Origin of the sequence: Asticcacaulis benevestitus DSM 16100 = ATCC BAA-896 (assembly GCF_000376105.1) — a bacterium.
Lineage (GTDB): Bacteria > Pseudomonadota > Alphaproteobacteria > Caulobacterales > Caulobacteraceae > Asticcacaulis > Asticcacaulis benevestitus.
Genome location: NZ_AQWM01000002.1, coordinates 438954 through 451660, shown reverse-complemented (window position 1 = coordinate 451660; position 12707 = coordinate 438954). Strand labels below are relative to the sequence as shown.

Annotated in this window: 6 protein-coding genes and 2 pseudogenes; 7 read left to right on the top strand and 1 reads right to left on the bottom strand. The window is 59.7% G+C overall.

Annotation, left to right across the window (positions count from 1 at the left end):
* From B060_RS0105545 to B060_RS0105510, 6 genes and pseudogenes are all read left to right on the top strand, one after another.
* On the top strand, positions 1–262 hold a 262-nt coding region (locus B060_RS0105545; RefSeq protein WP_018080771.1), incomplete at its 5' end, for a transposase.
* Between the two features lie 130 nt (positions 263–392).
* On the top strand, positions 393–1346 hold the full coding sequence (gene gshB, locus B060_RS0105540) for a glutathione synthase (RefSeq protein ID WP_018080770.1): 954 nt from the start codon (positions 393–395) through the stop codon (positions 1344–1346).
* A gap of 212 nt (positions 1347–1558) precedes the next feature.
* A pseudogene (locus B060_RS23900) lies at positions 1559–2406 on the top strand (YifB family Mg chelatase-like AAA ATPase); the annotation flags it as partial.
* A 733-nt stretch (positions 2407–3139) separates the two neighbouring features.
* A pseudogene (locus B060_RS0105520) lies at positions 3140–3817 on the top strand (ATP-binding protein); the annotation flags it as partial.
* Positions 3818–3902: 85 nt separating this feature from the next.
* Positions 3903–5432: a response regulator gene (locus B060_RS0105515; protein ID WP_018080768.1), complete on the top strand. Its 1530-nt coding sequence runs from the start codon at positions 3903–3905 to the stop codon at positions 5430–5432.
* Between the two features lie 162 nt (positions 5433–5594).
* Complete coding sequence (locus tag B060_RS0105510) at positions 5595–7304, top strand: AmpG family muropeptide MFS transporter (RefSeq protein WP_018080767.1); 1710 nt, start codon at positions 5595–5597, stop codon at positions 7302–7304.
* A gap of 134 nt (positions 7305–7438) precedes the next feature.
* Here B060_RS0105510 and B060_RS0105505 read toward each other — a convergent pair whose 3' ends face one another.
* Positions 7439–9721 (bottom strand): NADP-dependent malic enzyme, encoded by a 2283-nt coding sequence (locus B060_RS0105505; protein ID WP_018080766.1) that lies wholly within the window; start codon positions 9719–9721, stop codon positions 7439–7441.
* A gap of 257 nt (positions 9722–9978) precedes the next feature.
* Here B060_RS0105505 and mutS point away from each other — a divergent pair, with 257 nt between their 5' ends.
* Complete coding sequence (gene mutS / locus B060_RS0105500) at positions 9979–12699, top strand: DNA mismatch repair protein MutS (protein ID WP_026172622.1); 2721 nt, start codon at positions 9979–9981, stop codon at positions 12697–12699.
* Positions 12700–12707 lie beyond the last annotated feature (8 nt).

Genomic DNA, 12707 nt, shown 5'->3' with positions numbered 1-12707 from the left:
CATGGACAATCTGCCGGCTCACAAGGTTGCAGGGGTCAGGGATATCATAGAGGCAATTGGCGCAAAGGTACTCTATCTTCCCCCTTATTCCCCAGACTTCAATCCTATTGAGCAAGTCTTTGCCAAACTCAAAACCTTGTTGAGAAAAGCTGCCGAAAGAACCGTAGACGGACTGTTTAAGCGGATTGGGGAAATCCTCAAACTTTTCGAGAGCCCGGAATGTACCAACTACCTCAAAAACTCTGGCTACCAGTCAATGTGATCGGAAAATGCTCTAGCGCCCGGACAATGGCCGCGCCACCAGATCAATGCTTTTGAGAAAATCGAACGCTTCTGAACTTGCCATCCGCCCGTTCGCGTCTCATATGACGGACAGCATAAAGGAACACCCCATGAGCCTGCGCGTCGCCGTCCAGATGGACCCCATCGAGAACATCAATATCGGTGGCGACACCACCTTCCTGCTGATGATGGCAGCGCAACGTCGCGGTCACACGCTCTGGGTCTATCAACCCGAACATTTGAGCTACGAGGACGGCAAACCCTTCGCCCGCGCCCGCAAGGTCACTTTGCGCGATGTCAAGGGCGATCACGTTACCCTGGGTGATTATGAAAAGCTTGACCTGGCCGATGATCTCGACGTCATCCTGATGCGCCAGGACCCGCCCTTCGATATCGCCTACATCACCGCCACCTATTTGCTGGAAACCGTCCATCCGCAGACCCTGGTGGTCAATAACCCGACCAGCGTGCGCGATGCGCCGGAGAAGCTGCTGGCGACGCGTTTTCCCGGCCTGCAACCACCAACCCTCATCTCCTCCGATCCGGTGGCGCTGAATGATTTCTTTGCCCGTCATGGCGATTGCATCCTCAAGCCGCTGCATGGCGCTGCCGGCAACGGCATCATCAAGCTCAAGGCCGGTGACCGCAATCTTGACGCCCTGATCGAGATTTTCGGCGGCATAAGCCGCGAGCCGCTCGTCCTGCAAAAGTTCATCCCCGCCGTCAGCGCCGGCGACAAGCGCATCATCCTGATCGATGGCGAGATCATAGGCGGCATCAACCGCGTGCCGGAAGATGGCGCCGTACGTTCCAACCTGCGCGTCGGCGGCACTGCCGAACCGCTGGTGCTCACAAAACGTGATCGCGAGATCTGCGAGATCCTCAAGCCGGTGCTCAAGGAAAAAGGTCTTATGTTTGTGGGTATTGACGTGATCGGTGATTATCTGACCGAAATCAACGTCACCTCGCCCACCGGCGCCGTACAGTTAAAGGCCTTCGAGGGGGTTGATGCCGGTGAGATTTTGTGGGATCGGATAGCCGAGACGCTGCAAAATCGCGCCTGACGGCCGCGCCTGATAACGAGGCCGGTTTTCGTCCAAAAACAGTGAACATACCGCGACTTGATCCGGCTTCTCACATAGAAGCGGCAAATATTTCCTTTTTGTTCCATTTTTGTTCTTGATTTGTATTTATTAACGCCGTAGGCTGTGGATAGATTCAGTATCCCAGTACCAGCTTGCGCGCGAAACAATAACGACGAATGGGGGCAAGGCATATGCCGGCACGGATCACCACCATTGCCTTCGAAGGGGCCGAAGCGCGACGCGTCGAGGCCGAGGTTGTTTTCACCAATGGTCAGGTCGGTTTTCAGCTCGTCGGTCTGGGGGACAAGGCCGTGGCGGAAAGCCGCGAACGGGTGCGTGGTGCCTTCGCCGGCATGGGCCTGAGCCTGCCCGGCAAACGCATTGTGGCGGCGCTTTCTCCCGCCGATCTGCCCAAGGAAGGCTCACATTTCGACCTTCCAATCGCATTGGCCGTCATGACCGCCATGGGCGTTATTCCTGAAGACGCCTTGTCAGGCTATGTCTGCGTCGGTGAATTGCGGCTCGATGGCCGCATCGCCCCGATCAGTGGCGCCCTGCCCGCCGCCATCGCGGCTTCGAGCTACGGCATGGGGCTGATCTGCCCCGCAGATAACGGCGCCGAAGGGCCTGGGCCGGCGATGTCAATATTCTGGCGCCGGCCTCGCTGATCGCCTTGATCAACCATTTCAAGGGCCACAGCGTGCTGTCACCGCCCGTCGCCGGCGAGATGAAGGCCTCAGCCAAACCGCTCGATCTCAATGAGGTCAAGGGGCAGGAAGTGCCCAAGCGCGCCCTGGAGATCGCGGCCGCCGGCGGCCATAACCTGCTGTTCGTTGGCCCGCCGGGTTCGGGCAAGTCGATGCTGGCACAGCGCCTGCCGGGCATATTGCCACCGCTGACCTCGCGCGAACTGTTGGAAACCTCGCAGGTATGGTCAATGGCCGGTCTGATCGCCAAGGGCGAACTGACACGCGAACGGCCTTTCAGAGCACCGCATCACTCGGCCTCTATGGCGGCCCTGACCGGCGGCGGTATTCGCTTCGCGGGCTTCACTCAAAGACAAGTCAGTTTGCTCTATGGTTCTGAGAAGAGCAAACAGGCCGAAACTGCCAACTCCAAGCTGGAGTATGCCCAATACGCCCGCTATAGCAGCCCACAAAACCATGTTTTCTTGCGCATTAAGGTCTTTATCGGCCTTTGTCTTTTGGTCTCTGGAATCTACTACATTGGCCGTGCATTTAATTGCGACCTCGGTACGCAGTTTGAGACAGGACTCAAGTATTTGTCGTTGGGTCTCGCTTTGGGCGTTTTGAGCGCGTTCACTATCGCGTTCTCTTTGTATGGCTAAGTGTGATCCGATGAAATAAGCGAGCAAAACTAGCCCAAAAATCGCAAGTAAACAGAAACACGCCGCTATAGATTTATATTGCTTATCCACGCCTCTGTGATCTGGCGTGACGTGACCGGCGCTGTCGCTGTCCTGAGATAATCCAGTACGAACTTGCCTACAGTGCCTTTCTTTGCTCTGTGCTTCGTCACATAGCGGGTGATGGCTCTTGGCGTCTGTGAGGCGTCAAAAAGGCTTATAGCTGCGTCCAAGTGATCAATGTCACAAGTGAGCTTGTGTATCTCGCTTTCAAGCGCCTTGCGCAGCTTGTGAAGCTCGTCTCGTTTGGCGATTAAACCAGCCACGGTGTTAGGGCGTTCCATGTCTCGAATTTAGCGATAAAAGCCGCAAAAAGCGTGACAAACGTAGGTGTATTTGCTACATAATACCGGAATTTTCACCGCAGGCGCTGGATTCGCTGCGTCAGCCACTCGAAACCAATGACATCATCGTGGCGCGGGCCAATCACCACGTCAAATATCCGGCACGCGTGCAACTGGTCGCCGCCATGAATCCCTGCCGCTGCGGCTATGGCGGCGTTGGCAAGGGCGCGTGTGGCAAGGCGCCGCGCTGCCTGAAGGATTACCAGGGACGGGTTTCCGGGCCGCTGATGGACCGGATCGATCTGCAAATCGACGTGCCGCCGGTGACGGCCATGGACATGTCCCTGCCGGCGCCCGCCGAAGGCTCAAAAGAGGTGGCAGCGCGGGTGCTGGCCGCGCGTGATCTCCAGATCGAACGCGCCAAGCGGCTCGATTTAGCGCACGACAATGGCCTCAACGCGACCGCCTATGGTTCCGGTCTGGAACAGATCTGCGCGCTGGATGACAAGGCCAAGGCCTTGCTGACTCAGGCGGCGCAACAGACAGGCTTGAGCGCGCGCGGCTGGACACGCACCCTGCGACTGGCGCGCACCATCGCCGATCTGGAACAATCCGGCCCCACCTTACGCCGCCATGTCGCCGAGGCGCTGATCTATCGCCGCACCGCCTCCGCCGATGAACAGGTGGAGAAGCGCATGCAAGCACATACCGCATCTTTCGCTGCGTCATCGGGTGATTAAACGCTATATCTGCGCGATCTTTGAGTGAATTTAACCTTTTCAGCTTAAGCTCACCACATCAGAAGATAACTGCGGAAAAATCCGAATGCATATTTCCTTGACCGGCCATGAGTCAGACGATCGGCTAACACCCGAGGAGCGCCTGAAGGCCCGCGAAGATTTTTTCCGCCTGATGAGTCATGAAATCCGCACGCCGCTCAATGGCGTGATGGGCATGTTGTCGCTGCTGACCCGCACGCCTTTGAGCCCTGATCAGGCCTCCTATATCCAGACGGCCCGCGAATCCGGCGACCATCTGTTGACCCTGGTCAATGATCTGCTTGATTATGCCCGCATTGATGCCGGGCGTATTGAACTGGAAACCAGCGAGGTCCATCTCGAACCCCTGTTGCAAGGTGTCGCCGAGCTTTTATCGCCGCGCGCCCACGGCAATGGCATCGAGGTGGTGTGGTCGCTTGATCCGCGCCTTGATTACATCCATGCCGACGAAGGCCGCCTGCGTCAAATCCTGTTCAATCTCGCCGGCAACGCCATCAAGTTCACCACAAAGGGCGGCGTGCTGATCCATGTCGGCTTAAGCGACTCTGGCCTGATCCGTTTCAGCGTCCGCGACACCGGCCCCGGCATCCCCGAAGAAGCGCGGGTGCGCATTTTCGAGGAATATGGTCAGGTCGAAGCCAGCCACGCCACCCGCTATGGCGGCGCAGGTCTGGGCCTCGTTGTGGTCAAGAAGCTGGTCGAGGTTATGCAAGGCACACTGACGCTCGATAGCGAGGTCGGCAAGGGCTCGCTGTTCACCGTCGAATTTCGTGCCCCCTATGGCCTGCGTCATCAGCCCGTTCATGAGCTTTATCCCCATGCCGTCAATTTCGTCAGCGACAATAGCGTCCTGATCGAAGGCGCCACCTGCCATCTGGCGGCCGGCGATTGCCGACTGCGCCCCGCCGCCCGTCTTGATGAGTGCCTTGATGCGCAAGGCATTATCCTGGCTGATCGCGCCATGTTCGCCGAGGGCCCGGTCGCTGCACCTTCACCCAAGAGCCTGATCCTGCTCTCGCCGGAACAGCGCGATGAAATCACCGCCTGGCGCGAAAAGGGCTGGGCCGGCTATCTGATCAAGCCCTTGCGCCGCTCATCTGTGCTGGAACGTGTCGAAGCCCTGCACGATCAGGCCGACACCAAGCCTGCCAGAACCCACAATGACGATGAACGCATCGCCTCGGAATGCGCGCCGGATAAGGCGGTTTTGCTGGTCGAGGACAATCCGGTCAATGCCCTGCTGGCGCAGATCCTGCTCCAGCGCGAAGGCTGCCGCGTCGAACGCGCCGCATCGGGCGAGGAAGCGCTGGACATCCTCAAAGTCCGCCAGTTCGATATCATCTTCATGGACTTGGGCCTGCCCGGTATCGATGGCCTCGGCGCCGTGCGTGAAATACGCAGTATGGGCATCCGCACACCGGTCATCGCCCTGACCGCCAACGCTTACGAAGAAGACCGCCGCGCCAGTTTGAACGCAGGTATGAACGACTTCCTGACCAAACCGATTGAGCTGGTGGCGCTGAAAAACCGCCTGCAAACCTGGACCGGTGAACAGCGGCAAGCCAAAAGCGCTTAGAGCTTATTCCGATCGGATTCCACGGATCGGAACACGCTCTAATGTTCTGCTTTTACGCGCTTTTTGATCCGAAAAGTGCGTCACACTTTTCGGAAAGCGCTTAAACCCCCTTCACAGTTCGGCAAACTGCTTTAGGCTGTCCCGATTGTCCGGAGACCGCCTATGACCACATCACCCGCGCCCGCTGCGCCTGAAAAGAAATCGCTTAAGCAGAGCCTCAAGCCTTTTCTGTCCCGGCCAGCCCTGGTGATGATCCTGCTCGGATTCTCTTCCGGCCTGCCGCTGTCGCTGATCTTCGATACGCTTCAGGTCTGGCTGCGTGACGTCAATCTGTCGCTCACCACCATCGGCTATTTCTCACTGGTCACCTTTGTCTACAGCCTGAAATTCGTCTGGGCGCCGGTGCTTGATCGTGTCGGCCTGCCAGCGCTCACCAAAATGCTTGGGCACCGCCGAAGCTGGATTCTGCTGAGCCAGATCGTCATTATGGCGGGGCTCTTCACGATCTCTGGCCTCAATCCGCAGGCCCATCTCGGCTGGATGGCGCTCGTGGCGGTGATCATCGGGTTTGCCGGTGCGACGCAGGATATCGTCATTGACGCCTGGCGGATCGAAACGGCCGGTGACTCCACCCAGCATCAGGCCGTCATGGCCACCGCCGCAGCCTGGGGCACCCGCATAGCGCCTTTCGTTTCCGGCATCGTGCCGCTGGCCCTGGCTGATACGCTGGGCTGGGGATTTGCCTATGCCCTGATGGCGGCCCTTATGGGCCTCGGCATAATCGGTGTGTTGCTGGTGCCGAAAGAGGCTGTGCACAATGTGCGCCCCATAGATTATGGTGATGCGCCGGCCAAGCCCGCGCTGGAACTGGTGGAGTGGCTGGGCCGGCTTATTCTGATGTTCTTCGCCATCTGCCTGATGGGCGCGGGCCTGACCGCCAATATCGATCTGTTCAAATTCCTGTTCCCGACCGATGCAGCTTTTGAGGCGGTGAAGGCCTTATGGACCAGCAAGAGCTACGGCATCCTGCTGCAATTCCTGTCGGTCATTCCAGTCGGGCTGGGCCTGCTGATGCTGAGCTGTCTGCCGATCCGTAATCTGGTGACGCGTCCCGGCGCCTATCTGCGTCAGACCTTCGTGGTGCCGATCGTCGCCTTTTTCCAGCGTTACGATAATCTCGCCTGGTTGATTTTGGCCACGATATGCCTCTACCGGATTTCGGACTTCGTGCTGAACGTCAACGGCGCCTTTTATCTTGATCTCGGCTTTGATAAGCTGGCCATCGCCGAGGTGCGCAAGATCTTCGGCGTGGTCATGACCATGCTGGGCGTGGGGATGGGCGGCTTTGTCATGACCCGGTTCGGCATGAAGAAGAGCCTGGTCTTTGGCGCGATCGTCTGTGGCTTTTCCAACCTGGCCTATGCGTGGCTGGCGACGCAGGGCAACAGCCTGACCGCATTTTCCATCGCCCTGGCGGCCGATAATATATCCGCGGGCGTGGCCGGCACCGTCCTGATCGCCTATATGTCATCGCTGATTTCAAAGGGCTATGCGGCGCAGCAGTACGCGCTATTCACCTCGCTCTACGCCCTGCCCGGCAAGCTTCTGGCGTCACAATCCGGCCGTTTGATCGAAACCACCGCGAAAAGCGCCGATAGCGGCGGCTGGTCCTCCATTTTCAAAGGATGGTTCGGTAATTTGCCGGCCATATCCTATGAAAAACCGGCGGCTATTCTCAAGGTCAGCCGCGAGGCGCTCGGCACGGGCTATGTCGTCTTCTTCAGTTACACGGCGGCCATCGGCATCGTAGCCATAGTGCTTTGTCTGTGGCTGGTCCGTGTGCAGAAGTTCAAGGACGACGCTGTCGAGTAATGGGGTCGAGGGGGCCGGCCGCCCTCGCCTTACCTTGAAAAGAAAAAGGGCCGCCCCTGAATGAGGCAGCCCTTTTTCTTTATGAGATCAAGCATAAGGGGACACAGGCCCCTTCACCCCAAAACGCAACAGCGTCAGATCTTCGCCGATGCCCGGATATCGTAAGCCGCGAAGGTCGCCATGGTCAGGATCTTCGACACAGAATCCGACAACTGGCAGATCTGCACCGGCTTGGAGAGACCCAGCAGCAGTGGGCCGACCACCGTGGCGCCGCCCAGCGCTTCGATCATCTTGGTCGAGATCGAGGCCGAGTGGATGGCCGGCATGATCAGCACATTGGCTGGCGCGGTCAGGCGTTGGAACGGATAGTTAGCCCAGGTGGCAGAATCGAGCGCCACGTCAGGCGCCATTTCGCCTTCAAATTCAAAGTCGACGCCGCGCTCTTCGAGCAGACGCACCGCTTCCTTGACGCGATCCGAACGTTCGCCCGACGGATTGCCGAAGGTCGAATAGCTCATGAAGGCGACGCGCGGGGTGTGGCCCATGCTGCGCACGGCCATGGCGGCTTCGATGGCGATATCGCCCAGTTCTTCCGGCGTCGGCAGTTCGGCCACAGTGGTATCGGCCACGAAAATTGTCCGCCCCTTGGCCAGCACGATCGACAGGCCCATGATGCGGCCGCCCGGCGCCGGATCGACCACACGCAGCACATCATCAAGCGACTTGTCGAACGAACGCGTCACACCGGTGACCATGCCATCGGCGTGACCGGAAATGACCATGGCGGCGGCAAACGAGTTGCGGTCGAGATTGATCAGGCGATCGACGTCGCGCTTGAGGAAGCCCTGACGCTGCAGACGCGAATAGAGAAGCTGCGAATAGGCGGCGTTGCGATGGCTCAGGCGGGCATTGACGATCTCGATGCCCTCCTCGGCCGGATCGATACCGGCGGCGCGCATATTGGCCTCGACCAGGTTTTCGCGGCCGCACAGGATCGGTGTGCCAAGGCCCTGCAGCTTAAAGGCGTGGGCGGCGCGAATGACCGAAATATCCTCGCCCTCGGCGAAGACGATGCGGCGGCTGGGGCGCGAACGCACCGACGAGGTGATGGTTTGCAGGAAGCCGGCTGAGGGATCGAGGCGTTGTTCGAGCGACTTGCGATAGGCATCCATGTCGGTGATCGGCTTGCGCGCCACACCGGTTTCCATCGCGGCCTGCGCCACGAAGGGCGGCACGTACCAGATCAGGCGCGGATCGAACGGCGACGGGATGATGTAGTCGCGACCGAATTTCAGGTGACGGCCCTGATAGGCGGCGGCCACCTCATCGGGCACGTCCTCGCGCGCCAGCATGGCCAGCGCCTTGGCGGCGGCCAGCTTCATCTCGTGGTTGACGCGGCGGGCGCGGACATCGAGCGCGCCGCGGAAGATGTAGGGGAAACCCAGCACGTTGTTGACTTGGTTCGGATAGTCCGAACGGCCGGTGGCGACAATGGCGTCAGCGCGCACCTTGGCGACGTCTTCCGGTGTGATTTCCGGATCGGGATTGGCCATAGCGAAGATGATCGGGTTGGCGGCCATGGTGGCCACCATATCCGACGTCAGCACGCCCTTGGCGGAGAGACCCAGGAAGATATCAGCGCCGACCAGGGCTTCCGCCAGGGTGCGCTTCTTGGTTTCGGTGGCGTGGACCGATTTCCACTGGTCCATATCGACCGTGCGGCCCTTATAGACGACGCCGTGGATGTCGACGACCGTGGTGTTCTCGTGCTTGACGCCCAGCGCCTTGATCAGCGACAGCGACGACAGGCCGGCGGCGCCCGCGCCGCAAAGCACGACCTTGACGTCTTCCATCTTCTTGCCGGTAATTTCCAGCGCGTTGATCAGGCCGGCGGCGGCGATGATGGCCGTGCCGTGCTGATCATCGTGGAAGACGGGGATATCGGCCAGATCCTGCAGGGCGCTTTCGATGATGAAGCACTCAGGGCTCTTGATGTCTTCGAGATTGATGCCGCCGAAGCTCGCCGTGATGTTCTTCACCACCGTGATGAATTCGTCGGGGTCTTGCGTATTCACCTCGATATCGAACGAGTCGATGTCGCCAAAGCGCTTGAAGAGAACCGCCTTGCCTTCCATGACCGGCTTCGAGGCCAGGGCGCCGAGATTGCCGAGCCCCAAAACCGCCGTGCCGTTCGAGATCACCGCCACCATATTGCCCTTGGCCGTATAGTCGTAGGCCGCGTCGGGGTTTTCAGCGATGCGCAGACACGGCACCGCCACGCCCGGCGAATAGGCCAGCGCCAGATCGCGCTGCGTTGCCATCGGCTTGGTGGGCAGGAGTGCGATCTTGCCCGGCTGCGGATACTGGTGCAGGTGAAGGGCTTCGTCGTCGCTGAAGGTCTGTTTTTCGGTGGGCATATGAAACTCTAAACGTTTGGCAATTGTATTATTATTATTTTCGTTGTGAGACCAACTCATATAACAAGATCAATGGGTTATAAAGGTCGAACTCGGACGTAAGGTCACTTTTCTTTATTGTCTGACAAATAAATCGGCAAGCTGTTGTTTTTATGGGACTGTTTTCAACGCCCGCGCGAACGGTCGGCGGAGATTGTGCACACTTTCCGTGACCTTCCCCCTTCTCATGACTCTTAACAATGGTTAACTTCCCCTCCATGAACGCTACCCCAGCCCTTACCCCGCAAGACGCAAGCCCCAATGTCGAGGGCGCCACGCCCGTCATGGCGCAATATATCCAGATCAAGGCGCAGTATCCTGACGCCATCCTCTTGATGCGCATGGGGGATTTCTACGAGATCTTCTTCGAGGACGCCGTCATCGCCTCGCAGGCCCTGTCACTGGCCCTGACCAAGCGCGGTCAGTTCCAGGGCAAGGATATCCCGCTGGCCGGCGTGCCCGCCCATGCCGCTGACGCCTATATCGCCAAGCTGATCCGGCTGGGCCACCGCGTCGCGGTGTGTGATCAGCTCGAAGACCCGGCCGAGGCCAAGAAACGCGGCTCGAAAGCCATCGTCAAACGCGGCATCACCCGCGTCGTTACCCCCGGCACCCTGACCGAGGACACCCTGCTGGAGGAGCGTGGCGCCAACCGGCTGGTGGCGCTGTCGTCGCGCGGCGGCGTACTAGCTTTAGCGGCGGTCGAACTGTCGACCGGCGATGTCGAAGTGCTGGAGGTTGAGCCGGCGCAACTGGGCGCGCAGCTTTCGGCGCTTCGTCCTTCGGAAAGTCTCGTGGCCGATCGTCTGATGCAGGACGAAACCATCTATCCGCTGCTGAAAATGTACGGCGGAGTTATCCAGCCGCAACCCTCATCCCTGACCGATCCGGCCAGCGGCGAAGCCCGCCTGCTCAAGCTTTACGGCGTCTCGACCCTCGATGGTTTCGGCACATTCAGCCCCGCCGAGATTTCGGCGCTCGGCCTGCTGGCGGCCTATATCGACCTGACCCAGGCCGGCAAAATTCCGGTGCTGAAACCACCGTCGCGCGTCATTTCACAGAACTATCTGAGCATCGATGCCGCCACCCGCAATTCGCTCGAAATCGACCGCACGCAACAGGGCAAGCGCGAGGGCAGCCTGATTGCCGCCATCGACCAGACCGTAACCTCCGGCGGTTCGCGCCTGCTGCTCAGCCGTCTGTCGCGCCCGCTCTATCAACCGGCCGCTATCAATGCCCGCCTCGATACGGTCGAATGGCTGTTGCCGCGCCGCGATCTGCGTGACGCCCTGCGCCACGCGATGCGGTCTTTGAGCGATCAGGCACGCGCCTTGTCGCGGCTGTCGCTTAATCGTGGCGGCGCCCGTGACCTGTGCATCATCGCGCAAGCCCTGCATATCGGCGAAGGCCTCGCCAACGCTCTGAACGATGCACGTTACGAGACCCCCGTCGATCTGGCCGGCAATCCCGTCACCGCGCCGCAGGAGATTGACGGCATCATCGCGGCGCTCGTGCCCTCCCTGCCCCTGAGCCAGTTGCGCGGCAAGCTGGAGCAGGCGCTGGTCGAGGAGCCGCCGCTGAAGCTGAGCGATGGTGGCTTTATCCGTACCGGCTTCAACGCCGATCTCGACGAAGCGCGCTCGCTGCGTGACGACAGCCGTCAGGTTATTCTGGCGCTGGAGCAACGCCTGGCCGCCGAAACCGGCATCGCCATCCGCATCAAGTTCAACAATGTGCTGGGCTATTTCATCGAGCTTAGTCAGAAACTGGCCGAACAACTCCAGGCGCAGGACAGCGAAAAGCAGTTCATCCACCGCCAGAGCCTAGCCAATCAGGTCCGCTTCGTCACCACCGAACTGATCGAACTCGACGGCCGCATCCAGCGTGCTGCCCAGCAGGGTCTGGCGCTGGAAATGGAGCTGTTCGAACAGCTTCGCGACGAGGTGCGCCTTGCCGCCGCCGAAATACAAACCGGTCACGACGCCATCTGCGCGCTTGATGTCTCGGTCGCCAATGCGGTGCTGGCCGAAGACTGGGGCGCGGCGCGTCCCGTCATCGACGATTCAACCCGGCTGGAAATCTGCCGTGGCCGCCATCCGGTCGTGGCCGCGGCCCTGAAAGCGCAAGGCAAGCCGTTTACGCCCAATGATGTCGATCTCGATGCTTCCGGTGCGGAATCGGCCCGCCTGTCGCTGGTCACCGGCCCCAACATGGCTGGTAAATCGACCTACCTGCGCCAGAACGCCCTGCTGATCATCATGGCGCAGGCCGGCATGTTCGTTCCGGCGAAATCCATGCACCTGGGCGTGGTTGACCGCCTGTTCTCGCGCGTCGGCGCCGGTGACGATCTGGCGCAGGGCCGCTCGACCTTCATGATGGAAATGGTCGAAACCGCCGCCATCCTGACGCAGGCTTCCGAACGTTCCTTCATCATCCTCGATGAAATCGGTCGTGGCACCGCCACCTATGATGGCCTCGCCATCGCCTGGGCTTGCGCTGAAAACCTGCACGATGTCATCCACGCCCGCACGCTGTTCGCCACCCACTATCACGAACTGTCGAAGCTCGAAGGCCGGCTGAAATTCGTCAACAATCTCAGCCTGACCGCGCGTGAGCATAATGGTGAACTGATCTTCCTGCACGAGGCCAAGAAGGGCTCGGCCGATCGTTCCTATGGCGTGCAGGTAGCCCGTCTGGCCGGTATGCCGACCGCCGTGGTGGGCCGCGCCCGCGATATCCTGACCCGCCTCGAAGAAGACAACCAGACCCAGCTTCGGCTCGATGACCTGCCACTGTTTTCCGCCACGCGACCGCCAGAACCGGCGACAAAAACGCCCTCAAAGCTGGAAACCACGCTCAAGGGGATAAATCCTGACGATTTAAGCCCTAAAGAAGCCTTGGAAGTTATCTATAATTTACACAAATTGCTTAAAGAGTAAGGCCTTCC